This is a genomic window from Paraglaciecola sp. L1A13, assembly GCF_009796745.1.
Taxonomy (GTDB): Bacteria; Pseudomonadota; Gammaproteobacteria; order Enterobacterales; family Alteromonadaceae; genus Paraglaciecola.
This window is the reverse complement of record NZ_CP047024.1, coordinates 567,890-593,372: the sequence shown is the minus strand read 5'-3', so window position 1 is coordinate 593,372 and position 25,483 is coordinate 567,890. Positions and strand designations below refer to the sequence as shown.

Sequence of the window (25,483 nt, the reverse complement as noted above, 5' to 3'; positions counted from 1 at the left end):
AGTTCTCTTACTCCTGAATGAAATTAAATCTAATTGAGATGAAATAATTACCCACTAGGCTAACCTTGAATAAGCCGCTGCAAAGTCATTGATTTTTGCTGAGTGATTTGACTCGAGTAGGTGCTGGGGGGATTATGTATTTATCTGAAATAGGGAAATTGACACTATGCAGCTTTACTCTCAAACCTCGTCCACGTGGTCTAAATTTAATCTACTAACACTTTTTTTTATAACGTTGTTACTTTCATCTTGCGCCACTTTGGCACCTGATTTTGAAAAACCTGATTTGCAACTTACCAACTTGCAGCTCTTGCCATCCCAGGGTCTAGAGCAGCGATTCCGCCTGAAATTTCGTGTGGTGAATCCCAACAATACAGCCTTCCCGGTAGATGGGATGAACTTCAAGTTGAACTTGCGCGGGCTACAAGTCGCCACGGGTGTGAGTGACAAAAAATTTGTATTGCAGCCATTAAGTGAAGATACGTTTGAAGTAGACGTCAGTGCCAGTATATTTAATTCTGGTCGGCTGCTGCTGGATATTGTGAACTCACAGCCTGAAGAATTAGCCTATGAAGTGAATGCAAAAATTTTCACTAGTAAAGGGTTATGGGGCAGTATTCCGGTTACGCGCAGCGGCGTTATTCCATTTGGCATCAATAAGCGCAGCACAAACACTAAGATTGACCCATTGTAAAATTGTCTATTTTTCAAACTGTTCTAAGCTTGTAGGGTGTTGCCTTTTTAGTTAGGTGTATACGCTGTACTAATCTCTAAAAGCCCTATTAGCTTAATTGATACCCGTTACTTTATAAACAACACGCATAACGTTCACTTCTTCGAAAGACAGCTAAAGCGGTTCAAATTGACCTTTGATAAATTTGTCTTCGACTGTCTCGCTGTGTTCGCCGTTCATTCTTGGGTGATGCAATGACTGTACTTGAGTCTGTGCAACTAAGTAATAACAGAGCCCCATACAATCTGACCGCATTGCTTTAGCCAGATTCGTTGTCATAGTGGCCCTGTTAATTGTATTTAACATTATAAAAAATGACTAAAGTACAATTCATATGAAAGGCATATTTATTATGAATGCATCTCGAAAAAATGTCCCCACGATGTTGCTATCTATTTTAATGGTAATGACTGGTTCGTTTACTCATGCCGAGGCGAGACCGCTTATTCAGGAAGTACTTTTAGTAGGTGATTCCTGGGAGCTTACTGTCGATGATAAACGAGATAATTTAATCATACGCGGAGTCAAAGGTCGCCAAACGAAAAATAGCACCTCAACTTTCAATTATCAGATTGTATGGGGTGGGCATAGCGGCGTTCTTCGCGCAGTAACTGATAATCAGAATTCAAGCCAATTTATATCGTTAATACTTACTGACTTAAACGGTATTTCACAAGAATGCCGAGGCTATATGGCGCAAAATACAACTGAGTTTATGGCGGGCAGTTGTGGCAGTAAAAACGAACCTGGCGCTTGGTATGCGGTGCGAAATAACCGTGAGCTTGCCTCAACCATTAGTACTAAAGCAAACCAAGAAATCTGTGATGCCAAAGTAAATAAATGTCAGCTTAAAGTTGATCGGTTGAATGAGTCTAAACAAAACCTAAGCAAGCAATACTTAGCAGCTAACAGCGTTAAAAACCAATGCCAGTCCGCGCTTAAATTATGCTACCAAGAGCAAGCAGCTCCTACTTCGCAGACAGTTGCTAATAAGTCTTTTTCTTCGTTCGAGAAAAAAGTTAACGGGGATTATTACGGTTTAGGTCGTAGTAAAGACAAATCTGATACACAGGTCCAGAGAATCAATATTCCTGGACGACCAAGCTCTGGAAGTGACTTAGAAAATTGGTTGCGACAACATAATGGCGCTTTGCTAGGCGTCGCCAAAGGTATTTTGAACAGCGCTGATCGTGAACGTTTTGATAGCCACGAAACTCAGATGTGTAGCAGCAATATATACTGTGAAATGGCCTTTCGCCAACAAGTGATTAAATGTGCTTTAGACTTAGGGTGCTAAAGATGTCAGTGATAAATTTAAGATTATATCGAGTCGTTAAAACACTACTGATGATGTTCTTAGTCACGGCTGTTTCACCGGTTCTCGGCGAACCACCTGAACCGAATTCTGCTCCAACAAGTGTGCTTGAGTCGCTCTCTATTCAATCTTCTGTGCCATTACCACCACAAAATACTAATCACAAAAAAGAACATACTTCTTTGACATTAACGGACGTCTGGTGTGCAGATATTAATGATGAATCAACCCGCGATATTTGCTGGGAGTCCTATAAGTCGAGTTTCAACTATTATAAAATCGGCCATGAGCATCGTGCCAAGGTTTTTGCTTGGCAACACTTCTCTGCACGAATTATTTTTTTCGTCGTTCTCGCGTTGGTAGCAATAGGCATCTACTTCGCTTGGGTACAGTTTAGGCTTGATATCAAACCCAACAACGGTAGTGTCGGGACTGGGCAAGAAAAAGAGCATAGGGTTGAGCTTTCGACTTCTGGTATTAAAGTCAGTTCGCCAGTTCTTGGGGTCATCATATTGGTGCTATCGCTAGCATTTTTCTATTTATACTTAGTCTTTGTTTATCCCATTGCAGAGATTTTATAGTTGATGGACACTAGCTAACCTTTCACGGAATAAATTTTACTCTCCCCGCACTGCACTAACACCTAATGCTTAATGCCTAATGCCTAATGCCTAATGCCTAATGCCTAATGCAGGATAACTGTCCGGCAAAGCATCGATATATTTATGCTAGAATTCACGCCTTCTCAATGAACGGATCCAAAAATGACATCGTTAAAAAACATAAGCCTAATTTCCCTAATGATATGTGGAATTTTACAGTTTAGTAGTCAGGTTTATGCGCAAGAATCAGTGGAAAAAGTAATGGCCAGTACCGATGTTGAAGCTACCATGAAATCCATGTCTTTTACCTATCGACAAGCCATGCAAGCAACTGACCCAAGCGCGATGCACAGTATGATCGACAAGTTGCAGCAATTAGTTACCTCAGTGCAATTGGTGCAGTTTGAGCCCAAGAGACAAACGATATTGCAACAAGGGCTAACGGAAGTGCAAACACAACTGAGCTTGGTTCAGCAAAGCCTAGGGGCGAGTGATATAAAAACAGCAAAACAACGATTGCAAAAAGTGATCGCGCTAAAAAAACAGTACCATAAAGAACGCAGTCCAAGCATATGGCGGCTACTTTTTGGCAGTTAATAAAAATTCAGAGCACATTGCAGTAACGCATTAACAAGATGCCCATTGGAAATCGAATCCATTTCTTATTTACGTGTAGTCAATAAACTTTGTACTTCGAGGTCTGTGGTGAGCGCTCCTAAGTTTGGCTCGGTTGGGCATATAATTCCAGCTCGAGCTGCCTTAAAAACAACCAGCGCAGAAATAAACACCTTTATAAAGCCTAACGCACATCACCACTTCATAAATGCTAACTGCACAAAACAAAAGTACAGCAGACACTGAGCATGCAAATTTAACCTTATAGATACATTTAGAGAACATGCCATTAGCAAAAGTTACCAACAGTTACATATTTGTGAAAATCTAAGACCGAGGTCTTATATCGTCTTTGGCTCACAACGTTAAAGTCAGCTTCTACTTGTCTTTTTACTCGTTAGATCTCAAAACTTGTTGATGTTTTTATGCAAACGTATCTTAAGTGGCAGGTCTATCGTTTTAACGATATTTTCTTAGGAGTATGCATGTTTGCAAAATCACGTATCGAATGCCCCGAATTACGTAAAAAAATAATGTCAGCTGATGAAGCGGTCTCTTTTATCCACGACAAACAAACCGTTGGAATGAGTGGTTTTACCGGAGCAGGTTATCCCAAGTCGATTCCAGCTGCGTTGGTAGAAAAAGCCAAAAAATTACGGGTATCGAACCAACCCTTTAGAATTAATTTATGGACCGGAGCATCTACTGCACCAGAATTAGATGGGGTGCTCGCAGCGATAGATGGTATCAATATGCGTTTACCGTATCAGTCGGATCCCGTTTGTCGTCAGCAAATTAACGACGGTTTAATGGATTACGTTGATATTCATCTATCTGAAGTATCACAGAATGCTTGGTCTGGATTTTTGGGAAAACTTGATATTGCGGTTATTGAAGTAGCCGCGATACACGCTGACGGTCGCATTATTCCTTCTTCATCTGTAGGTAACAATAAAACTTGGGTAGAACAAGCTGACATGGTTATCTTAGAAGTAAACGACCAACAAAGTGTCAAGCTAGAAGGTATGCATGATATATATTATGGCACTGCTTTGCCGCCAAATCGTAAACCTATATTACTGACTTCACCGTCAGATCGAATTGGCGAGAAATACTTATCAATCCCCATTGAAAAAATTGTCGCGGTTGTTGAAACATCAGCGCCTGATCGCAATAGTGCATTTAATCCCCCCGATGATGTATCGAACCAAATCGCCGATCATATCCTTGATTTTTTCACCCATGAAATTAAAAAAGGTCGACTACCTAAAGGGCTATTACCTATACAGTCAGGTGTTGGCAACATCCCTAATGCAGTATTAAGTGGCTTAGAGAATGGTGGTTATAAAAACCTAACTGCGTACACCGAGGTAATACAAGACGGTATGCTTGGTATGCTTAAATCAGGCTCATTGTCAGTCGTCTCAGCAACGGCGTTTTCTTTAAGCCCGCAAGCATTAGATGAGTTTAATGAAAATATCGATTTCTACCGCGACAAAATTATATTGCGCCAACAAGATATTAGTAATCACCCAGAGATCGCTAGACGCCTAGGTATTATTGCCATGAACGGCTTAATTGAAGCTGACATATACGGCAACGTGAATTCAACCCACATTATGGGCTCACGTATTATGAATGGTATTGGCGGTTCGGGGGATTTTGCGCGTAATGGTTATTTATCTATTTTCATGACCCCTTCAATTTGCAAAAATGGGTCTATCTCAGCGATTGTGCCTATGGTGTCCCATGTTGATCACACTGAACACGATGTGAAAGTGATAGTTACCGAGCAAGGTTTAGCTGACTTAAGAGGCTTATCCCCTCGTCAACGCGCTAAGGTGGTTATTGAAAAATGTGCACATCCGTTATTTAAAGACCGTTTGTATGATTACTTCGATCGTGCATGCGCCAGCAAACGCGGTATGCACACGCCACATATTTTGAACGAAGCGCTAAGCTGGCATCATAACTTTGAAACTAATGGCCAAATGTAATTTAACTAAGCACCTTAACTAGGACTTTTAAATGGGCTTCTTAAATAAGCCCATATGCCTAGCAATCAATATATCAAATAATAGGCCCATTGATGGCAAGACACTGCCAGCAATGGGCCTAAATCAATAAGATAGCTATCGGAATTTTGTGCATAATCTTAGCGTCGTTTTTATCCCATATTTACCTGTTAAAATTCACTGTTCCTTTGAATCTGAGCATAGGTACGGCACAATCTAATATGGCCGCAAAATACTGAGTCTCAAATATGGCTCCGCCAACATGTACGGGTTGATTACTGGTACAACAATGTCCCCCAGCGCTGAATAATAAAGGTGATTATGGCAAAACCAAATGTGAAAGCGCCGTCTAAAAGTGTGAATATTTTTTGCAATAACTGCCAACAACAGCTTTTTAGATATAAAAAAGGCGGCAAAGGCGCCCTTGTAAAATGTTTCAAAGAACGAATTACCAAGGATTTTACGACACAAGAAGGTACCTGTCCGCAATGTAAAACGGTGTTCGCTAGAGATACACTTATACGCGGTACGCCTGCTTTTAAAATGATAGGCGGCAAGGTGTGGTTTAAATAGACCAACAAAAATTAATCAATCGACCCATAATTTCTCTCAACTTTAGCGCATGTGGCGTACTTTGTTAGCCCTTCAATCAACCACCATTAAGGCACGGTATTCATCGTAGGCGTACTGATCTGTCATGCCGCTAATATAATCCTGCAGCAAACGACAACGATAATAAAATTCTAACTCTTCGCTAGGTTCATTTTGAATTGCGTGTAAATAGGCTCTGAGGTGTTTGTTCGGCAGCTTTTTGATTAAACGCCTTTCAAACAGCGGCGCATTTTTGTCTTGCTGGTAGACCAGCGTAAATTGGCTTTTGCTCAACTTCAGTAGCGGTTGGTAGCAATCTAATAAGCCATTAATTATTTTGTAACCTTGTAGCTCTCTAGCTTCAACTTCTTTATTACAAAAGGCGTATTTCAGGGCAACGTTCTTAAATGCCTCGGACAACGCATGAGCAGCGCTTCTGTCTTCCAATAAAGCCTGATTAAATGAACCATGAAAAATATCATCAATATTAGCAATAAATCGCTCTACGGCATGTCCTACTAGAGGATGGAGTACGCCTACTCTAAGTGAAATGAAAAACTGGCTTTCTTTGGATATATCATCTGCTTCAGATGCTTTAAAGGCTTTTGAGGTGATGATTTCCATCAATCCAGCGTTGTTATCCAAGGCAAATTCAGTATGTATTATTAAAAATTCAGCACACAAAGATTTGCCGAGTTTTTCAATATCGAGTATGCCCTTTTCTACTGCGTCTTCTAAATCTGCAATGCAGTAAGAAATATCGTCTGCGGCTTCCATGATATAAGAAGCAGGATGACGATGCCCCACCTGCATATCTAGGGTTTCACACAGCGTTTCAACATATTGTTTTTCGCTATAATAAAAACCCACTTTCTTCTGCAGATAGCTAAGCGCCTGTCCTTTATCCGGCTTGGTATCCGTACCACAACGAGTATATTTGAGTATTCCAGCAACCTGACTATAGGTGAGGTTCAACTGCAGCAGTGTGTGAATTAGTCTAATGGCTTGTGCGTTGCCTTCAAAATTACATATATCACGCTGCAACTCTTGGCTTAAGCTAAGTGCTCGGTTATCTATTGTTGGTGCGCTGATGGTCAGGTTTTTATTGAACCAATCATTAATCGCTTGTTCGCCAAAATGACCAAAAGGCGGATTACCCACGTCGTGCATAAGACAAGCCATTTCCACGACGCTTTCTAAGTGTCGCTCAAAGTCGGTCAGATTATATGCAGTCTGCTTTTTAGCATCTAACTTATTGAAAATACTTTGCACTATAAATCGGCCGACCTGTTGGACTTCTAATGAGTGCGTTAAACGGCTTCGTACGGCTGCGTTTCGCTCTAAGGGAAACACCTGTGTTTTTTGCTGAAGCCTTCTTACCGCGGCTGAATTGATAATACGCCCACGATCACTTTCAAAATCGAACATTAACGATTTAGTTGATTCTCTTTTTCTCGTATTGTGAAGTCGGTCACTCGTTAGCTTTATAGAAAAATCGATCATAGGTACTTCTTGTAATAGCGGGGAGGCAAACAGTACAACAAGAGGTAACGTCATGACAATTTTTACCCATCACAAAACTAAGTTAACCCCTGATTATCATTACAGATTATTTATTTTATGATAGCGGAGAATCATAATCCGTCTACGGCTATTCGCATTCGCATTCGATTGGAGTGATGCGTACCCGAGCACGGGATATACCTATTGATTCTACGTTTGCTCTTTAAACATGCCTTAGTAACCCCAAGGTCTATTCTTCCAATTCGGCCACAGCCAGAGACAATCTCATGCCACACAACTCAGTGCCTCCTGCAGCACAGTTCATCGCATCAAGAGATGTCGCACAGGAAATTTGTAAAGAGGCATGCGAGCACATTCATACGCTCAGTGCCGCTCGTATTTTGGTTTTAGCCATGCTCGGTGGGGCTTTTATCACTATGGGGGCGCTGTTTTCTATCTTGCTCTCAACCGGCGTTGAGGCCCACGGAATACAGCTTTTATTGCAAGGACTTGGGTTCTCGGTTGGCTTCTTTTTAGTCATTCTCACGGGTGCGGCACTCTTTACAGAGGCTAATGTTATCTTGCCCGTCAGCGCGCTAAATTGCTCACGCAGCGATATGCTGCGTCGTGGGTTAAAATTTTGGATACTGGCTTGGATTGGTAACTTGCTAGGCGCGGTGCTCACAGGATGGGTGATTTCGATCGCTCAGGTATATTCGCCAGAACACTACGCATTATTAAATAGTGTAATAGCTAAGAAGATGCATTATCAACAGGTGGGGGGTGTCGAAGGTTGGTTCTCCTTGATGCTATCAGGTATGTTGGGTAATTGGATGGTCGGTATGGCGGCCTTTCTTGCTGTCATGGGGCGCACCATCATAGATAAATTCGTGCCTATATTTTTGGCTGTAAGCTTGTTCGTGGCCGGTAACTTTCAACACAGCCCGGCTAACATGGCTTACTTTTCAATGAGTATGCCTCTAGGCGACGGTCCGGGCTGGTGGGATGCCATGCTTTGGAACATCATCCCCGCTGGAATAGGCAACATACTCGGCGGTAGTTTATTAGTCGCACTGCCGCTGTGGTATGCACTAAGCTCCAAGCGTTAGTCTAGATGTTGCATAACGGCAGCCATTTTTGCAGGCATCTATAGGCAAGTCTCTATGTCTATGCCACTAAGCCTTGTCTTTGTCTTGCTCCATAACGATAGGAATCGGTTTGCTGGCTTCTCCAGAATAAAGACTGATATGCGGGAAGGGAATTTCGATATTCTGTGCATCGAAGGTCTTTTTTATTTCCTGATACATGCTGTTTTTTAACGTCAGAAAATTCTCTCTTTTAGCCCAAACTGAAAATTGTATATCTACCGATGAAGAGCCAAAACCCAGTAAAATGAATAGTGGCGCGGGTTCATCTAAACAAAGTGGGTTTTTAGTTGCGACTTGGTTAAGCACCTCTTTTACACGCTCAATGTCTTCTTTATAAGCGATACCAATCTGTAGGTCGGCGCGCCTAATAGGAAACCTTGTTAATGTGGTAACTTGAGTCTTAATCATCGATTCATTCGGAATACGAACAAATAAGTTATCAAAGGTGCGGATTTTTACCGACAACAAATCTATTGAGATCACCTCCCCTGTGGTCGACTCAACTCTGATCACATCGCCGATAGAAAAAGGTCTTTCCATCATTAAAAATAGGCCGCTGATCAGGTTGGACGCTGACGTTTGTGAAGCAAAACCAATAGCAACACTAAAGATTCCCGCAGCACCAAGTACAACACTTAAATCAAACCCCAGTTCTTTCATCACGGAGATAGAGGTCAACACTAAAATCCCATAAAACACCACCCTTTGTGCCAGTACCATGCTGTTAATGGTGAGATGCGCGATCTTAAGACGGCCCACGCCATTTCTGGCCAAGCGCGCCAATAAGTACCCAATAATTAATATTAAAAAGGCTTTGCCAATAGCAAAGACGTGGAATTGCTGCATCAAACCAAGCGTAATACTGGTCTCTTCCATAATGTGTTTTCCTACGGTTATGCTTACTTAAGCCACTAAACTTCTAATTGAACGCATAAATGTGTGAGCATCCGCTATTTCTCTGGCGTGCGAGACTAAGGTAATAGCCGATTGATCCCGTTCTTTAGTTAAGCTTTTGATGTAAAAAGATGGTCGCGCTGTATCTAAATGATGCGTTAAACACACTTTGTCAGTCCAAAACTGTTCGCTAGCGTCCGCGTAAAGATTTAAATATGGGATTGGAAGGTTAATTCTATCTACGGTTAATAATTCATCATGCTCGTTCAAAATGCTTATTGTGGTGATAGCTCTATGAGACCGTTTGGGAATATTCTGTAATGACACTCTGGCATCAGTGTACTTCGAATAACATAGCTCACCAACCATTGTGGATGGGCCAAACCATGAGTCTGACGGCAACCAAAAAGGAAGGTCACTAATAGGTAAAGTACTGCCGATGTTAAAAAAGGCCAACCATAGAGGAGAACTCACGGAGAGTTCTATTTTTTCTCCAGGAAGTATATTTAAAGTCGAACTAGGCCTAACAATGATGGAACGATTTGCCAGCAATGGCGCAACTCTTAATGCATCTTGGGTTTTGTTAACGAGGTATCTTTTGGGCTGAATATCTGTAAACCCATCTATAGATACTGCGTCCTCTAATACCAATTGTTCAAAACTCTCATCGTTGGTCTCTTCATTCCAAATAAGCCACTCGGCATATTTGCGTTGTACTGAAATTTTACGACTGCCAATTCGCCAAGTTTTAACCTCATTTATTTCGAAATTAATATCACCCCACCATTTTTTCATTCGGATCACTCTTTTTAGTCGATGCCATTTGACTGCTACTATCTAATCAGTTTATTACCACAGCGCAGGTAAATTACAGAAAAATATCATCCGCACCTAAAAATAAACCACAGTAAGCAGGAATTAATAAGACAGCATGATAAATAAGGGCGTTGCAGCAAAATTAAAATAACCATATGGCAAAGCGGTAGGGGCTGTTGTCAGAATGTCTGGTAGCGTCCCAAATGAGTGGTTATAGATGAGTGGCTATAGATAAGCAGTTATGCTCAAGCAAGTTGGCGAAATTGCTATTTTGGGATGGGCTGACAATTAATAATTTCATAACTAATAATTAGGCTGGTACATCCATGTACTGGCATACGTCTGATGGGAGCCACTTGGCCTAATATTATTGGTTATATCTAGTCTAGTATACCGCTATCAGCCGTCAGGGCGTAAATAGGCGATATCGTCGTCGTCATCAGCATGAAAATCGTAACCACCGTCAAAATCATTGTTCAGCTCATTAGATACAGTCATAGGTAGTTCCAATATATCCTGAGCATAAATTGCGGCATTTTCTGGTTGCTTAATAAGACCCTTTAAATCATTAAAATCTAGCAACCTTATTGTCTGCAGATATTCTTTTGTTGATGCCGGTAGTTGCTCAGTGAACTGGGCAATGCTCCCTTCAAATTTGACTTTGAGTGCGTCTTTCTCGGTGCCGATTAGCAACGCAATAAATTGCTGATATAACGTATTGGTAAATACTTTTTTATCAGAATCGATAAGCAAAAGTGCCACTGCAGAGTTTAAAAACTTTTGCAGTTCAAACACTAATACGTCTTCATCATGATCAATTATCAGGCTATTAGCACTGTATTTAGCCCCAATATTTTTATATATCTGTAATAGTCTTGCACTTTGCTGACCCTCTTTGACTAACGCCTTATGCATTATTCTGATGTCAGAAATATCATTTATGCCAAGGGCATATTGGGTGATTGAAATATCTTCAAAATATGAGGCTGATATCTTCTTTAACTCTGCGTATTTAGCCCAACCGGCTCTGAAGCAATACACGATACCTTGCTCTTTTATAATGCTTTTCGCTTTCTCAGTATTGTTATCGCAAAGGTCAAGCAAACCTAAATTGCTCATACCCAATACGATTTCACAGCCCTTTCTAATCTGATCCGCATAAATTATCGATAAATTGTCAGACGCTATCCGCAACGACATATCGATTAATTGCTGTTTAGTTTTATGCATAAATTCTGGAGGGAAATAGCCCTCACTTTCACCGTCTTTTAAGATTAAAAGTAGAAAAGGGTGATTTCTTAACTGTGCAATTTTCATTGATCAATCCTACTGAATGAAAGCATAAATACGATTTTCATTTGCATATTAAAGCGGCGCAAACATATCATCAGTATCCATTTCAAGGGCTGTCACTCGTTGTTTATTGGCATTTTGTTTTAAGGTGCTTTCAATGTTTTCCAATGTGCCGTTAGTACTAACGGTCATTACTTCACGATAAGCATCTTCACTTAAAGATTTTATCTTCATTAGCAACTCTTCAACGCTCCCTGATGCTTGCTCTTCATCTTCTTCCATTTCTGAAAAGTCGTGCCCAACAAACGGCAAAGACAAATACAGAAGACCAAAATCGTCTTCCACAATGACTCTTAATATTTCCAATTGTTTTTCTTCGTCATCAGTGGTTAGAAAAATTTGCGTTAATAAACTATGCGCTTCCGTTTGTGCAGAAAATACGGTGTCTTCTTCCATATTTTCCCAGTACGAAGGCTCAACGTTCAATAATTGCTTAATTGATTCCGCGTCCATTAACCAGGTAGCAATAGATGGGATAGTGGCATCGTGCTCTCTCACAATTTTAGCAACGGTCAAAATATCCATCTCGGTTAACACTGCGAGCATTGTCTCATCGCCCTGCTGTGAAGCAATAGCTTCTAAAGCTGTGCCTGCTTGTCTGCCGCTATGCTGGGCTTGTTCCATAATGTCACTTGCAAGAATTAATGCATTTTTAGTCAAGTTAAATCCTTAATTTTCTTCATTTATCAATCAAGTTTTTTGATAGTAATCAGCTGAATCTAATAGTTATCGTTTTCGAAAAAGCTTACCGAATCGTAGTCCTGATCCTGCTCATTCTCGTCGGATTCGGCCTTCAGTGGCGTCGCGTCGTAGCGGTTATAAAAATGAATAAGCAAAACGGCATTTTTCAAATCACGTTCTGAATGGTTCATTATTTCAGTAATACAAGCACGCGCATCGGCATGCACACCCACAAACGGTTTTATCTCGGCCCAGGTGGGCTCCTTTGTGAACACGACTTTTACTAAGTTCTCGCTATCGATACGAACCTTAGTCGATATCGCCATCGCTAGTTGATCAACCATGCCATTAAACAACGAAGGCATTTTCTTTAACTGTTCGAATAAACTTGATAGATAATTTGTTAATAAGTCAGGATTTTCAGGATCATCATATGAGGTCATGTTTTCTAAATACATAGAAAAATCTCCGCTCAAATAATCAGGTACATTTGCTTCAAGTTGCATTCATTGTTTCCTAAGTAAAAGTCTAATTCAAAGCCGAGCCCAAGCCCTAGCCCAAAGCTGAGTCCCAAAACGAGTCAGCAACTTCTCGAGGATTGGTTATCACGGTATAATTTTGTTTTAAATATACCGCGCGCTTTTTAGGATCAGAAATAACATCATAAGCCTGTTGAATTAACTGAAATTTCTCTTTGGCTTCTGCACCATCATTTCTATCAGGGTGATATTTATTGGCCAGCTTGCGATACGCTTTTTTAATATCGATGGTCGAAGACGATCGACTGACACCCAACTGTTCAAAATAATCCATAAACTTCTAACTACCTTTTGCGAGACAACATAAACATGACTGTTGACATGATGGAGGTAATTTTACCTTCGAAATGACAATATTGACATCATAAAAAGGGTTTGTAGCACATTAGTTCATAAACGGCACAGCCCTTGCTTTGCAACTCTATAGAATACATTCCAGCCTAAGAACACAGGGACGCTGATATCGCCTAGCGTTTTTCATTATAAACAAGGTATTTATTGGCATTGTTAAGGCATTTTGCAACTGGGCTAACCAAAATAAAAAGGTATAGAGAATCTCAAGAATACTCCCATTACATTAAGATTTGATGGGATAAAGCAGCAATAGACTTCGAGCAATTACTCGCTGAAGGACTTACAAACGCTAATGTTATAAATATTCTTTGGCTATTTTATTTAAAAATGATGAAAAATATGCTTTTAAGGCTATTTTTTTAGTTTCGCTTTAACGTCGACAAACTGACTATTACTAAAGAACGTTTTACGTTAAGTTGCCGCTATGTCTTTGCCTATAAGGGCCTAACGCTATCAATTGACTATATTCAAATCATGGTAACAGATGGCTAAGACTGGCTCATGCTAAGTACAACGCATCAAGCGACAAAAATCTTACTCCACTTGGTGAAAATCGAGATACAAGCACATATATTTAACCTAAAACGGCGAGTGTACTTAATGGATTTGGTCGGCTCTTCCCCCCCCCTCCCCGCTTAATGAGAACTGGCAATAACATTTTTTATGCTGCTATCACCAGCCTTATTTTAGAATAATTACTTTATCGAGAACTCATCGAATAATTCCACTTGAGAGTCGAGATCTGTAGGGTCAAAGACGTAACTTTTCACGGTACCTGTGCCTGTGTCCATAATCGAAAATACCGATAGGGTGTTGCTAGTCACAAACGGCAGATTTGGGTAATTTTCGTTTTCCATACTCATGGGGCTAAAGACACTGGGGAAACTCATAACACGGTCTTGAGGATCGCCATTTGGCGGATAGTTATCAATAGACCAACGTGGACTATCCGAGTTCACATCGGTCCAAAAATCGGCGTAACTAGAACGCACATCGTTAGTATACACACCAGTGGTATCCACATAATAAGCGCCATAAGAATTTCCCACGTTAGAGCTTTCCAAGTAGTGCATATCTTCAACTTGTGCTCGATTCCATAAATGTGAATGGCCGATATGAACTAAATCCACCCCGTTTTCAAGTAACAAAGGTTCGATGTCGTTTAACCACACGTCTTGTGCCAATGGGTATTGGTAGCGCACTTCAGTTATATTATCTAACATAGGTTGTACTGTGTTGGCCCATATATCGGCAGATAATGGGAACGTAAGTTCGGTAATGGTTTCAGTACCATTAGAGCCGGCTTCTACCAATTGCATAACTGGCTGTGCAAGTACCGGTACGGTGTTATCTCCTAAACCAAATACCCCTTGATGGGCCATCACCACTTTATACTTTGCTTGCTTAAACGCATCCGTTTGCATAACGCTTGCTAGCCACGCATATTGCTCTGAGTCTTTATCAAACCGCTCAAATATAAATTCGCCAAATCCCCACTGAGAAGGATCTTGCAAGGTACTTAAGCCTTCAACAAACTTAGACTTATTATCACCAGACACACTCCATGAACGCCAGATACGTGATACGTTCATTGATATGATGAAAACATCGCCAAATACAGCAGAGAAATACTCTTCACCACCTTGCCCATCATCAGGAAACGAAAAAATATCTAAGAAGCTTTGTTGATTATTTGAGTTATCTGCAATCCATTGCGACTTAATCTCTGCATCATCACTTGGATTAACTTCGGCTTTCACCTGCTCGTAAGCGACCTCTGCATACCACTGGGGCTGCGGATCGTTAAAGCTACCATTGAGGCTATACTCCTCTTCGTCAGGTGCATAGCGCCCCATTACTTCATGGTTTCCGATAGTGCCGAACAAAGGCGCGTGCTGCAGAATTTCACCACCGTTATATGGAAACCCCGGAAAGTATTTTTGATAGTGCCCCTGCATTGCAGGGAAAAAACCAGGCGCGTTGTCTTTCGCTTGGTCAAACCATTCAGATGCACGATCAGGTACATTGACAAAGTCACCTGCAAATAGCACGGCGTCAGGAGTACCCACGGTTTCAACGACTTTTTGATAATTCGCCACCACGTTCTTTTTAGATTGCAAATCAGACGTCAGTAGAATCATTAAAGGGGCATCTTTGGCCGGTGCGGGGGCGAGCGTAAATATATCGCTAGCAAATTCAAAACCATCACTGTCTTTACTGGAGATAGAATAATTGACACGGACCCCTTGTGTTAGGTCTTTTGCTGTTGCTTCATGACGATAAACAGGTCGATAACTCAACGCCTCATAGGTTTTATCTAACTGTTGAGAAGAAGCATCTTCCATCATCCGTGTCAGCTGGGTAGTGGTCACGGATGAAGTCGACAAGTCACCGTAATGCAAGGTGTGTTCACTGCCTTCAAAATTAGTAAACCACACCACATTCACAGAGTCATCCGTAGGCAATTGTAAGAACGGATCACTTAACAGCTCATGGTCAGGATTGACCATGACAGGTACCTCAACCGGCACTTCAACTTCCACGGTCTTATCATCATCACAAGCGGAAATCCCCGCTACTAGACAAAATACACCTAACGAGCGGTTAAACATTGACATTTTTTTCATCTTTTTTTCCATAATGTAAGAGTGAATTGAATTGCTTATTCAAAGCGATGCGGATGGACTGACTAAATAATTCTGGAGGGAGGTTAGGCGATAATAACGACAGAAATATTACATATTTCACTTGTTATAAAACTTTAATAAACCATCGTTTTGTGACAAAAAAACGACAAAATACGCTAGAAGTTAAGCATTTTGCGGAGTAAGAGCATTGTTTTAGGTAGTCAATGTTCCCCTTTATACGTAAATTTAATAGCTAACAAATTAACCTGTAACAAACTGGCGTCTCATTTATAAATGCACAATTCCTGCGTTTAACACATAACCGCTGTATTCCTGAGAATGTTTCATTCAACTTCTTCACCCTAGCCTCTCCCGCATGCACCAATCTAGCGCGAAAGTCCATAATTCAAAGGTGAACGTTCAGGTATATTGTTTGACTAAATAAAGGTGAAAGGTAATGTCAAAATATTTCGTAACCTACTGATATATATAAACAGCCTGCATTTTTACTACTGGTCACGCGTCGCAAAAAAGTTAGGAGTTTCATGTTTATAACTGACAAAACAATATACATACAAATGCAGAAAACGGGATGTAGCCATATAACCTCTTTGCTTTTCAATTTTTACGGTGGCCAGCAAAACCGAAAGCATAGCGCAGCCCCAAATAGGCTCATTAATTCAAGCACTTACTTTCTTTCTTCCATAAGAAATCCTTGGGACTGGTATCTCTCACTCTGGACTTACGGCGTGCAAGGAGAGGGAGCTTTAATGAAACGTCTGACCCAAAAACAGTATCAGAAATCACTCAAGTTATCTTTGAAGTCCCCCCGTGAAAACAAAAACCTACTGTTTAACGAAATAGCAAAAGACGTATCTTTGTGGCGTAGCGTGTACGACAAAAGCGATAAAGTAGATTCGTTTAGAAAGTGGCTAAAACTGATACATTGCCCGAGTCATAGCCACTTTTTAGGTGAGGGTTATGGTACTACTGGTATAAATAAATTTTGTGGGTTTATGTCTTATAGATACCTTGATCTGTGCTGTGCGCACTTTCACAATATAGACAAACAAAAGACAATTGCGGACTACCATGATTTAGTTCAGTTTGAAGCGGAAAACTGCTACATCGATTTTTTTATACGCCAAGAATCTTTGGAGAAAGACTTTCTAACCGCGACGAAAAAAATAAGACCTCTCAGCCCAATGCAGAAAAATCACGTTTTAAACGCCAAAAAAGTTAATGCCTCAAAAAGGCTACTCAGTGTAGGCGATTACTACGACCAAGAAACCGTCGACCTTATTTATGATCGAGACAAGCTTCTAATAAACAAATTTGGCTATACCGCACCGCAAATATCTTAATATAACGCTTAACCTACCCACCTTTTGAATCTGTACTTATTTCTTAAATGAAACCTTTGTACATAATACGATCAAAAAAGCAGCGTGTATGGCACGCCATAATCACTCTGCTTTTTATTTTGCCGAAAGCCTTAACGCACTAATCAAGATGGAGTTTAGCTCTCATCTTGCTCGCTGTTACTGTTACTGTCACTCGACAAGTCAGCTAATCCACCACCTAGCACTCGATATAAAGTGATACGATTATTCAAATCTATCCTGCGTGTGGTAATGAATGACTGCTTGGCGCTGTACATTGTGCGCTGGGCTTCTAACGCATTTTGAAAGCTATCTACGCCCCCTTTATAACGCGCTAGAGACAAATCGTAACTGCGACTTGCAGCCGTCACTAACGCATCTTGAGCATCAAGTTGATCTTGAATCGTCGCTCGGCGCGCTAAGGTATCAGCCACTTCTGAAAACGCGCTTTGAATGGCATATTCGTAAGCTGCAAGATACTTTTTTTGCTGCGCTTCGCTGTAGGCTAAATTCGCATCGTTTGCGCCACCATTGAATATGGGCAACGTAATATTAGGAGCTATCGTCCAAATTGAACTTGCACCACCAGTAAATATGTCAGACAAAACAGAGCTGGCTAAACCACCCGTGGCCGTTAATGACAATGTTGGAAAGAACGCGGCCCTAGCAGCGCCGATATTCGCATTAGCTGATTTCAAATTGTGTTCTGCAGACAGTACATCCGGGCGCTCTAGCAACACAGTTGAAGACAAGCCTGCTGGTACATCTGTGACCAGCGTTTCGCTTTTAGGTAATGCTTGGGCAAGCAAGCTATCATCAAATTGCTCACCTACTAATAGGCGCAAAGCGTTTTTGTCTTGGCTTACTTGGGTTGTGTAACTGGCAATATCAGAGCGTGCAGAATAATAAATGGTTTCTGCACTTGCCACATCAATTCTTGAGTCAACACCAAGCTCTAAGCGTTTATTTGTGATGTCCATGGTTTTGTGTGCATTGGCTGTCGTTTCTTCTGCCAAACTCAGTAAGTTACTATCCGCTGCTAACGTAAGCCACGCATTAGCGATTTCACCGATCAGAGTAATTTTTGCTGCTTTTGCGGTTTCTGCGCTAGCTAAATACGCTTCCATTTGCGCGTCGGTCAAACTGCGATTCTTACCAAATAAATCGATTTCATAGCCACTCAAACCCGCTTCGGCTTCGTAAGTTGTGCTGATATCGCCTGTTGATGACTTGGTACGCGTTCCACTTAATCCAGCATCAATTTGCGGGTATAAATCGGCTTTTTGGATGCGGTAAGTGGCTCTCGCCGATTCTACATCTGCTAAGGTTTCACGTAGGCTTCGGTTGCTATTAAGCGCCAACTCAATAATCTGCGCCAACCGCGGATCTTTGATAAAGTCTTTCCAGGGGACCTGCATCGCCTGCTCTGTTGATAGTCCCTGGGTCTGTGCATTTGGCTGGTCTTGCCATTCGTCAGGTACGGGTAAATCAGTGCGCGCATAATCAGGTGCTAAGGTACTACAACCCGCTAAGATTAACGCGCCAGCAATAGGCAGTAACCTAGCGCTGCGCATCATATTCATGCTTAGTTTAATCATGGGCATTCTCCCCCGCATTTGGCTCGTCGTCATATATTGGACGTCGTTTCGGGAAGAATCCGCGGATCAATACAAAAAACATAGGCACTAAGAATATTCCTAAAATCGTTGCGGTTAATGTACCACCAACAATACCTGTACCAATTGAAATACGGCTATTTGCGCCTGCACCAGATGATAATGCGAGCGGTAACGTACCAAACATAAATGCTAAGGACGTCATAATGATCGGACGTAAACGCAGTTTTGCTGCTTCCAGTGCAGAATTTATCAATGACGCGCCTTTCTGATAGGACGCCTCAGCAAACTCCACGATCAAGATCGCATTTTTCGATGCAAGACCAATCGTTGTTAGCAGCGCCACCTGAAAATAAATATCATTTTCTAGTCCGCGCATTGTGCTCGCGATTGCTGCTCCAACTAAGCCTAATGGAATGACCATAATAACTGAAAATGGGACTGACCAACTTTCATATAACGCAGCAAGTGCTAAGAACACCACCAGAATAGAGATCGCATAAAGGGTGCCTGATTGCCCGCTTGAAAGTTTCTCTTGGTAAGACAAGCCACTCCATGCATAACTTAACTTGCCTTGGCCTACTTCTTCGGTCAAGCGCTCCATTTCAGTCATGGCTTGGCCCGAACTAACACCGCTAGCCGAAGCACCTTGTATTGAGTAAGAGGCAATACCGTTAAAACGAGATAAGCTTTGCGGCGCACTCGACCAAGAAGATGAGCTAAACGCTGAGAATGGCGTCATAGTAGTTTCGCCATCTGCGTTTACCCCTCGCACATGCCACTGGCCTAAGTCCTCTGGTTTTGAACGATATTCGGCTTCGCTTTCCACATAAACTTTCTTTACTCGACCATTATCAATAAAATCATTCACATAACTCCCCGCCCAAGCCGACGTTAATGTCGACGATACATCCGACAGTGATAAACCAAGAGCCGTTGCCTTGCCATTATCAATATCAATTTTGAGTTGAGGCGTGTTACTCAGTGAACCTTCGCGAATACTGGTGAGCAATTCACTTTGGCGTGCTTTTGTTAGTAATTCATCTTTCAAACGGGTCAATTCTTCACGACTAGTCCCTGTTGCAGCCTGCAGTTCAAAAGAAAAACCGTTGCTTTGTCCTAACCCTCGGATAACCGGTTGCTGCATAGCAAAAATACTTGCATCACGAATAGTCGACAGATTTTTGTTCATTCGCCCTATTAGTGCGTCAGCGCTCTGGTCATCGTCGGTACGCTCATCCCACGGCTTTAACCCTACAAACCCCATGCCCGCATTTTGTCCGCTACCAGAAAAGTTAAAACCTGAAATAGAAAAGACTCGTACAACGTCTCTTGTTTCTTCGGTTAAAAGGTATGTCTCTACTTGCTCGGCGACGGCCCGAGTTCGTTTAATGGATGCGCCTTCAGGCAAGCTAACTTGGAACATAGTACTGCCCTGATCTTCTTGGGGTAAGAAGCCCGTTGGCATACGTACGATAAGTAAACCTAATATCGCAATAATAACGCCGTACACTATTATCCAGCGCACCTTACGCGTAATAACATGCTCTACATGCCCTGTATATGAGGTAGTGATACGGTCAAACATACGGTTAAATCCAGCAAAGAACCCTTTACCTTCTTTGTTGTGTTTGGTCTTAGTCAGTAAGCTTGCACATAACATCGGGCTAAGCGTTAACGCAACAATAACCGACAGCGTCATTGACGACACAATAGCCACAGAGAATTGTTTGTAGATAACTCCAGTCGATCCACCAAAAAACGCCATAGGTAAAAATACTGCGGATAACACCACCGCAATCCCTACCAGCGCACTGCTGATTTCTGACATGGACTCAATAGTTGCATCCCGGGGTGATAAGTTCTTCTCGCGCATTAAACGCTCGACATTTTCAACCACAACAATGGCATCGTCCACCAGCAAGCCAATGGACAACACAATACCGAACATGGTGAGCGTATTGATGGAAAACCCAAAGGCTGACAACACGCCAAATGTACCGAGCAATACAACGGGTACAGCAATGGCTGGAATTAGTGTCGCTCGCCAGTTTTGTAAAAACAGGAACATCACAATAACAACCAGCACCACCGCTTCGATGAGCGTTTGTACCACTTCGCTGATTGAAATTTTGATAAAATCAGTACTGTCACGAGGAAACGTAACTTTGTAGCCATCGGGTAAGTTTTTAGCAAGCTCGGCCACTTTTTCTTTTACCCGAGTTGCTGTGTCTAAGGCATTCGCCCCTGGCGACAGCATAACGGCAATACCCGATGCAGGATGGCCATTTAAACGCGGGATAGCATCGTAACTCGCACTGCCTATTTCAACTCGCGCAACATCACTCAAGCGCACGTTGGCGCCGCTTGCATCATACTTTACAATAATATTACGAAATTCATCAGGCGTAGACATCATTGACTGCGCTGTCACTGTGGCATTAAGTTCTTGGTCAGCCAAAGACGGCACGGCACCAATTTTACCTGCAGGTATTTGTATATTCTGTGCACTTAACGCGCTGGTAATATCAGACGGCATTAGCTCATAGGCAGCCAGTTTTGTCGGGTCTAGCCAGATACGCATGGCATACTCTGAACCAAACACCCGCGTGTCACCCACCCCATTAATTCGAGCAAGTTCATTTTCTATATTAGATGAAATGTAATCAGCGATATCAAAGGAAGAAACCAGATCCGTAGAATCGTAAATCGCGGTAACCAGTAAAAAGTCACTATTAGACTTTGTTACCGTTACCCCTTGAGTTTGTACGGACTCAGGGAAGCGCGAAGTGACCTGCTGTACTTTATTTTGTACTTGCACTTGAGCGTAATCAGGATCAGTACCTTGCTCGAACGTAATACTGACTGACGCTGAACCATCTGATGTGCTCGAAGAAGAAAAGTATAATAAGCCATCAAGGCCAGTTAACTGCTGTTCGAGTATTTGGGTAACGCTATTCTCAACCGTTTGCGCATCAGCACCTATATAACTGGTGTTAACACTGATAACGGGAGGAGCCACACTTGGGTACTGCGCTATCGGCAACGACATAATCGATGCAATACCGGTCAGCATGATAATGATCGAAATGACCCAAGCAAATACAGGACGATCGATAAAGAAACGGGCAAACATATATTACACCCCTCCTTGCATAGCGGAGGTGTCTTTTGCTTGCTCAGACAGGGTAACCATAGAGCCGTTAGTGTCCATTTGCACTTCAACAGGTTTAACCTCGCTGCCTGGACGTACCTTACCGCTACCTTCAACCAATAACTTATCATTAACCGCTAAGCCGCTCTCGAGTAGCCATTTATTGCCAACAGCATTAATGGTTTTTAAAGAGCGCCTTTCTACTTTGTTATCCTCGTTAATCACGTACGCGAACGCTTCGCCAGTCGCATCATGGTAAACCCCCTGCTGCGGAACAAGGATCGCATGTTCATCTACCGCTTCATTGACTTTGGTTCGTACAAACATGCCCGGCAGCAATATCCCGTCAGGATTTGGAAACTCAGCACGCAAAGTGACGGTACCTGTAGCTGCATCTACGGACACTTCTTGCATTTTTAACTGACCTTTAAGGTCGTATTCACTGCCATCCTCTAATGTAAGCGATACTGCAGTTGTGCCTTGTTTAACACCCTCTTTACTGATGAGCTGGCGCAGTTTCAGTAAATCTTTGCTGCTTTTAGTCATATCCACGTAAATAGGATCCAAGGTGCGAATGGTAGCCAAAGCCGTGGTTTGCTGAGCCGTAACCAGCGCGCCAGGCGTCACTGTGGAAATTCCAATATGACCAGATATCGGCGCAGTGACTTTAGTAAATTCAAGATTAATAGACGCGGTAGCTAGTGCAGCTTGGTACTTCTCAATATCTGCTTTGGCTTCAAGGTAAGTGGCATGAGCATCGTCAGCTTCCTGTTGCGATACCCCATCAAATTTTAGTAAGTTGGCATACCGTTCATTTTTTAATCTAGCCGTCTCAACGGAAGCCTTCGCACTGTTTAAGTTCGCTTTAGCTTCATTGTAAGCAGACTGGTAGGTCGCTGGATCAATTTGATACAACAATTGTCCTTGCTCAACGGTATTACCTTCTACAAACGAACGTTTTTGAATAATCCCGCCCACCTGAGGACGCACTTCCGCGCTAAGAGATGCAACGACGCGCCCCTGCATTTGAGTGTCAATATCGTGAGGAGCAGTGACGACAGTAATATACGAAACGGCTGCTACTGGCTTGGTTCGCGCTGGCGCGCTCTCTTGTTGACAGCCGCTTAGCAAAGTCACTGCCAGCAGCAACCCCCCAATGTAAATTGAAGATTTCATAACTACGTGTTCCTCGATAAGTAAATAGAAAAAAGTGAGTCTTAAACTATCTGTCCATTCACCCTATAGGTCGATGGAGGGGTATAAGCCTACAATTGAGCAAATATTAACAATACATAGGTTAAGAGAGGGTTAACCTACGCAAGATAAGAGGTTATAAATACCTAATAACGCCGGCAAGAACATCGCAAAAATGTAAGCAAATATATTCAACTGCGAAGAACAAAATGGGCAAAAACAGCGTCGTTTTATTTCAGTTTATTCACTCTAGAAAAACGGTGACTCAAATAGCAATGCATTAGCGCCACAAGGAGTATATTGAATGACAAACTAGCCAACCAATCAACAATTCCTATCGATACATTATTGGCTGTTAATAATAACATTACCAAAGAGCATATTAGGCTCCCCCAACCAATCACGGTAAAGAGAATTTTCATTTTTTTTCTAAGGGGTCGCTGACAGAACGGTTTATGGTGTTTATCCATTGCTAGGGACAAACACCATAACGAGATCAATTGGATACTAATACTCGTTATTATCACTTTTTCTGCCTACTGACAGGCGAACTTACCTGATAAGGAAGCAAAGCAAGCGGCTTTTTTTTCAACCAGAGTGCGGTCTGCATAAACACAAACCCACTTATCACAATAAAAATGTTAAAGCCTAAATACGTGACATTCAATTCGCGTAACGCGCCCACTAACCTTTGGCTGTCTTGCAGTAAATCGATCAACGGTATTAACAAGCAACCCACGCTAACAGCAAATAACTGTTCAACCCAAGCCTTTCTAGCGGAGCGCAGAAAGCTATGCGCTAAGCACAAACACCAGACCCACAGGAATACCTGTACTTCAAACGCGGCCCGATGTTCGATTGTTAATGGCAATAATCGATTGCCGATGAAAAAAGCGACGATAGCCAACGGCAACCCTGCTATAACAGCAATGTTAAGTCGCTCAACAATATAGTGGCCTAGGTGACGTTTTTTCACTTTATCTAGGCGTTTATTCAGCCAGATAATCGATCCAGTCGCGATGAGCGCACTGGACATCACACCCAATAAAAAGAGTAACCAACGTAAACCGGTACTAGCAAAATGTGCCTCGTGCAGACCAAAGAAAATTCTTCTTACACTTGCAGAAGTACTAACCGATGAGTAACCCGTCAAAGGCTTACCACTTTGTGCTGAGAAGACCAATCGCTCAGTTTGATATGACAAGGTATGCTCATTAACTCGCTGAACAATGATTCGACCATTTTCGTTATAAGGCTGTTCAAATGTTATGACTTCAATTTGCTTTTGACCCGGCCAAGACTCGTTCACCTGAGTTTGTACAGCTGAAAAGTCCATTAATGGTTGAGTGTCAGGTTTGGTTGTCACGATTTGACTTAGGCCAGGGCTGAGCGATCGACCGAGTTGTCTCTCTCCACCGGCGTAATACTCTGCGCTCCATGGCATATACATGATCACATATATCATAATGCCACTAGTACAAATCATCACACAAAAAGGGATAGTCACGACTCCTGCTAGCGCGTGAAAGTCCGTTAACGTTTTTAATAATTTACCTGTACGCACAGTGAAGAAGTCTCGAAAGAAACGCCTGTGGGTAAATATGCCACTAAATACCGCCACCAACATAAACATAGCAGCTATGCCCGCTATGTAGCGTCCTCCATATCCGCGCAATTGCAGTGTGTAGTGAAAAACTCGAAAGAAGTTACCGCCAGCGGTTTCGCGCGGAGTAATGATGGAGCCAACTTGCACGCCTAAATCAAGGTTATGTCTGTCACGCCCTTCACTCCACTGAACCGTCCATTTTTGCGTTCTACTATTGGGTAAATAGATGCGCCATCTATCTGCATTTGTACCCTTTTCGTGCAACACAGCCAATGACCGATTTATGGTATTTTTGCTTGAGGTAACCCTTTGAAGCTCCGGTTGCATCCACTGGGTCATTTCAGGATTAAAATAACTTAAGGTACCGGTTAAAAATATTGTAAACAACAACCAGCCTAGCACCAAACCAGAATAAGTATGTAGCCAAACCATCGATTTTCTAAAGTCAGGTTTCATCCCTCACCTAATCCGTAAATGATCACGCCACACACACTTAAAATGAAAAATAAATCACGCCATAGCAAGGCACTACTGCGTCGACAAAAGCTGATAATAATAATAGCAAAGTAGAGTACATAGCTAAGCATCGTACTCACCATTACTGCTTCATGCTTATCGCATGCATGACTTAGCACTAACAGTGGTACGCAAGCAAAACTAAATGCAATAGAAACAAGATAGCCACCACCAATGGCAGCTATCAAGCGAAGTGACACATCAATGCGATGTTTTATATACACAATAA

The 25,483-nt window shown here is 42.0% G+C and carries 23 protein-coding genes; 8 read left to right on the top strand and 15 right to left on the bottom strand.

Going from position 1 to position 25,483, the window contains the following annotated elements:
* Positions 1–166 precede the first annotated feature (166 nt).
* Positions 167–694, top strand: coding sequence for an LEA type 2 family protein (locus tag GQR89_RS02465; protein WP_158768593.1), 528 nt, complete (start codon positions 167–169; stop codon positions 692–694).
* A 153-nt stretch (positions 695–847) separates the two neighbouring features.
* Here GQR89_RS02465 and GQR89_RS02460 read toward each other — a convergent pair whose 3' ends face one another.
* The gene (locus tag GQR89_RS02460; protein WP_158768592.1) at positions 848–1,012 is read right to left on the bottom strand and encodes a hypothetical protein; all 165 of its coding nucleotides are present in this window, start codon (positions 1,010–1,012) and stop codon (positions 848–850) included.
* A gap of 73 nt (positions 1,013–1,085) precedes the next feature.
* Between GQR89_RS02460 and GQR89_RS02455 the strand changes: the two genes are divergently transcribed.
* The 5 genes from GQR89_RS02455 (at position 1,086) to GQR89_RS02435 (ending at position 5,853) form a co-directional block, all read left to right on the top strand.
* A complete protein-coding gene (locus GQR89_RS02455; protein ID WP_158768591.1) occupies positions 1,086–2,030 on the top strand; it encodes a hypothetical protein in 945 nt (314 codons plus the stop codon).
* A gap of 2 nt (positions 2,031–2,032) precedes the next feature.
* A complete protein-coding gene (locus GQR89_RS02450) occupies positions 2,033–2,629 on the top strand; it encodes a hypothetical protein (RefSeq protein ID WP_158768590.1) in 597 nt (198 codons plus the stop codon).
* A gap of 183 nt (positions 2,630–2,812) precedes the next feature.
* The gene (locus tag GQR89_RS02445; protein WP_158768589.1) at positions 2,813–3,247 is read left to right on the top strand and encodes a cytochrome b562; all 435 of its coding nucleotides are present in this window, start codon (positions 2,813–2,815) and stop codon (positions 3,245–3,247) included.
* 503 nt (positions 3,248–3,750) lie between these two features.
* On the top strand, positions 3,751–5,262 hold the full coding sequence (locus GQR89_RS02440; protein ID WP_158768588.1) for an acetyl-CoA hydrolase/transferase family protein: 1,512 nt from the start codon (positions 3,751–3,753) through the stop codon (positions 5,260–5,262).
* A gap of 339 nt (positions 5,263–5,601) precedes the next feature.
* Positions 5,602–5,853, top strand: a complete 252-nt coding sequence (locus GQR89_RS02435) for a hypothetical protein (protein WP_158768587.1) — start codon at positions 5,602–5,604, stop codon at positions 5,851–5,853.
* 72 nt (positions 5,854–5,925) lie between these two features.
* On the opposite strand, the gene dgt is transcribed toward GQR89_RS02435, so the two are convergent.
* The gene (gene dgt, locus GQR89_RS02430) at positions 5,926–7,374 is read right to left on the bottom strand and encodes a dGTPase (protein ID WP_158772108.1); all 1,449 of its coding nucleotides are present in this window, start codon (positions 7,372–7,374) and stop codon (positions 5,926–5,928) included.
* 287 nt (positions 7,375–7,661) lie between these two features.
* Between dgt and GQR89_RS02425 the strand changes: the two genes are divergently transcribed.
* The gene (locus tag GQR89_RS02425; protein WP_158768586.1) at positions 7,662–8,483 is read left to right on the top strand and encodes a formate/nitrite transporter family protein; all 822 of its coding nucleotides are present in this window, start codon (positions 7,662–7,664) and stop codon (positions 8,481–8,483) included.
* A gap of 66 nt (positions 8,484–8,549) precedes the next feature.
* Here GQR89_RS02425 and GQR89_RS02420 read toward each other — a convergent pair whose 3' ends face one another.
* The 7 genes from GQR89_RS02420 to GQR89_RS02390 form a co-directional block, all read right to left on the bottom strand.
* A complete protein-coding gene (locus GQR89_RS02420) occupies positions 8,550–9,398 on the bottom strand; it encodes a mechanosensitive ion channel family protein (protein ID WP_158768585.1) in 849 nt (282 codons plus the stop codon).
* A gap of 27 nt (positions 9,399–9,425) precedes the next feature.
* Complete coding sequence (locus GQR89_RS02415) at positions 9,426–10,211, bottom strand: hypothetical protein (protein WP_158768584.1); 786 nt, start codon at positions 10,209–10,211, stop codon at positions 9,426–9,428.
* Positions 10,212–10,631: 420 nt separating this feature from the next.
* Positions 10,632–11,549: a hypothetical protein gene (locus GQR89_RS02410; RefSeq protein ID WP_158768583.1), complete on the bottom strand. Its 918-nt coding sequence runs from the start codon at positions 11,547–11,549 to the stop codon at positions 10,632–10,634.
* A gap of 48 nt (positions 11,550–11,597) precedes the next feature.
* On the bottom strand, positions 11,598–12,245 hold the full coding sequence (locus GQR89_RS02405) for a hypothetical protein (protein WP_158768582.1): 648 nt from the start codon (positions 12,243–12,245) through the stop codon (positions 11,598–11,600).
* 59 nt (positions 12,246–12,304) lie between these two features.
* The gene (locus tag GQR89_RS02400) at positions 12,305–12,772 is read right to left on the bottom strand and encodes a hypothetical protein (RefSeq protein WP_158768581.1); all 468 of its coding nucleotides are present in this window, start codon (positions 12,770–12,772) and stop codon (positions 12,305–12,307) included.
* A 46-nt stretch (positions 12,773–12,818) separates the two neighbouring features.
* A complete protein-coding gene (locus GQR89_RS02395) occupies positions 12,819–13,079 on the bottom strand; it encodes a DnaJ domain-containing protein (RefSeq protein WP_158768580.1) in 261 nt (86 codons plus the stop codon).
* A 775-nt stretch (positions 13,080–13,854) separates the two neighbouring features.
* Positions 13,855–15,786 carry a metallophosphoesterase gene (locus GQR89_RS02390; RefSeq protein WP_158768579.1) on the bottom strand — a complete coding sequence of 644 codons (1,932 nt, stop codon included), beginning with the start codon at positions 15,784–15,786 and terminating at the stop codon, positions 13,855–13,857.
* 770 nt (positions 15,787–16,556) lie between these two features.
* On the opposite strand from GQR89_RS02390, the gene GQR89_RS02385 reads away from it, so the two are divergent.
* The gene (locus tag GQR89_RS02385; protein ID WP_158768578.1) at positions 16,557–17,150 is read left to right on the top strand and encodes a hypothetical protein; all 594 of its coding nucleotides are present in this window, start codon (positions 16,557–16,559) and stop codon (positions 17,148–17,150) included.
* Between the two features lie 155 nt (positions 17,151–17,305).
* On the opposite strand, the gene GQR89_RS02380 is transcribed toward GQR89_RS02385, so the two are convergent.
* The 6 genes from GQR89_RS02380 to GQR89_RS02355 form a co-directional block, all read right to left on the bottom strand.
* Positions 17,306–18,766 carry an efflux transporter outer membrane subunit gene (locus tag GQR89_RS02380; protein ID WP_158768577.1) on the bottom strand — a complete coding sequence of 487 codons (1,461 nt, stop codon included), beginning with the start codon at positions 18,764–18,766 and terminating at the stop codon, positions 17,306–17,308.
* A complete protein-coding gene (locus GQR89_RS02375) occupies positions 18,759–21,920 on the bottom strand; it encodes an efflux RND transporter permease subunit (RefSeq protein ID WP_158768576.1) in 3,162 nt (1,053 codons plus the stop codon). Before GQR89_RS02375 ends, GQR89_RS02380 begins: the two co-directional genes overlap by 8 nt.
* A gap of 3 nt (positions 21,921–21,923) precedes the next feature.
* Positions 21,924–23,114, bottom strand: coding sequence for an efflux RND transporter periplasmic adaptor subunit (locus tag GQR89_RS02370; RefSeq protein WP_158768575.1), 1,191 nt, complete (start codon positions 23,112–23,114; stop codon positions 21,924–21,926).
* A gap of 248 nt (positions 23,115–23,362) precedes the next feature.
* Positions 23,363–23,659, bottom strand: coding sequence for a DUF3325 domain-containing protein (locus GQR89_RS21685; protein WP_370461004.1), 297 nt, complete (start codon positions 23,657–23,659; stop codon positions 23,363–23,365).
* A complete protein-coding gene (locus tag GQR89_RS02360; protein WP_158768573.1) occupies positions 23,656–25,194 on the bottom strand; it encodes a PepSY domain-containing protein in 1,539 nt (512 codons plus the stop codon). The genes GQR89_RS21685 and GQR89_RS02360 overlap by 4 nt, the downstream gene beginning before the upstream one ends.
* Positions 25,191–25,478: a hypothetical protein gene (locus tag GQR89_RS02355; protein ID WP_233269057.1), complete on the bottom strand. Its 288-nt coding sequence runs from the start codon at positions 25,476–25,478 to the stop codon at positions 25,191–25,193. The genes GQR89_RS02360 and GQR89_RS02355 overlap by 4 nt, the downstream gene beginning before the upstream one ends.
* Positions 25,479–25,483: the final 5 nt, after the last annotated feature.

Excerpts from the sequence above, each read along its gene's own strand:
- GQR89_RS02465 (WP_158768593.1), top strand. The coding sequence starts at position 167 with ATGCAGCTTTACTCTCAAACCTCGTCCACGTGGTCTAAATTTAATCTA.
- GQR89_RS02460 (WP_158768592.1), bottom strand. The coding sequence starts at position 1,012 with ATGACAACGAATCTGGCTAAAGCAATGCGGTCAGATTGTATGGGGCTC.
- GQR89_RS02455 (WP_158768591.1), top strand. The coding sequence starts at position 1,086 with ATGAATGCATCTCGAAAAAATGTCCCCACGATGTTGCTATCTATTTTA.
- GQR89_RS02450 (WP_158768590.1), top strand. The coding sequence starts at position 2,033 with ATGTCAGTGATAAATTTAAGATTATATCGAGTCGTTAAAACACTACTG.
- GQR89_RS02445 (WP_158768589.1), top strand. The coding sequence starts at position 2,813 with ATGACATCGTTAAAAAACATAAGCCTAATTTCCCTAATGATATGTGGA.
- GQR89_RS02440 (WP_158768588.1), top strand. The coding sequence starts at position 3,751 with ATGTTTGCAAAATCACGTATCGAATGCCCCGAATTACGTAAAAAAATA.
- GQR89_RS02435 (WP_158768587.1), top strand. The coding sequence starts at position 5,602 with ATGGCAAAACCAAATGTGAAAGCGCCGTCTAAAAGTGTGAATATTTTT.
- dgt (WP_158772108.1), bottom strand. The coding sequence starts at position 7,374 with ATGATCGATTTTTCTATAAAGCTAACGAGTGACCGACTTCACAATACG.
- GQR89_RS02425 (WP_158768586.1), top strand. The coding sequence starts at position 7,662 with ATGCCACACAACTCAGTGCCTCCTGCAGCACAGTTCATCGCATCAAGA.
- GQR89_RS02420 (WP_158768585.1), bottom strand. The coding sequence starts at position 9,398 with ATGGAAGAGACCAGTATTACGCTTGGTTTGATGCAGCAATTCCACGTC.
- GQR89_RS02415 (WP_158768584.1), bottom strand. The coding sequence starts at position 10,211 with ATGAAAAAATGGTGGGGTGATATTAATTTCGAAATAAATGAGGTTAAA.
- GQR89_RS02410 (WP_158768583.1), bottom strand. The coding sequence starts at position 11,549 with ATGAAAATTGCACAGTTAAGAAATCACCCTTTTCTACTTTTAATCTTA.
- GQR89_RS02400 (WP_158768581.1), bottom strand. The coding sequence starts at position 12,772 with ATGCAACTTGAAGCAAATGTACCTGATTATTTGAGCGGAGATTTTTCT.
- GQR89_RS02395 (WP_158768580.1), bottom strand. The coding sequence starts at position 13,079 with ATGGATTATTTTGAACAGTTGGGTGTCAGTCGATCGTCTTCGACCATC.
- GQR89_RS02390 (WP_158768579.1), bottom strand. The coding sequence starts at position 15,786 with ATGAAAAAAATGTCAATGTTTAACCGCTCGTTAGGTGTATTTTGTCTA.
- GQR89_RS02385 (WP_158768578.1), top strand. The coding sequence starts at position 16,557 with ATGAAACGTCTGACCCAAAAACAGTATCAGAAATCACTCAAGTTATCT.
- GQR89_RS02380 (WP_158768577.1), bottom strand. The coding sequence starts at position 18,766 with ATGATTAAACTAAGCATGAATATGATGCGCAGCGCTAGGTTACTGCCT.
- GQR89_RS02375 (WP_158768576.1), bottom strand. The coding sequence starts at position 21,920 with ATGTTTGCCCGTTTCTTTATCGATCGTCCTGTATTTGCTTGGGTCATT.
- GQR89_RS02370 (WP_158768575.1), bottom strand. The coding sequence starts at position 23,114 with ATGAAATCTTCAATTTACATTGGGGGGTTGCTGCTGGCAGTGACTTTG.
- GQR89_RS02360 (WP_158768573.1), bottom strand. The coding sequence starts at position 25,194 with ATGAAACCTGACTTTAGAAAATCGATGGTTTGGCTACATACTTATTCT.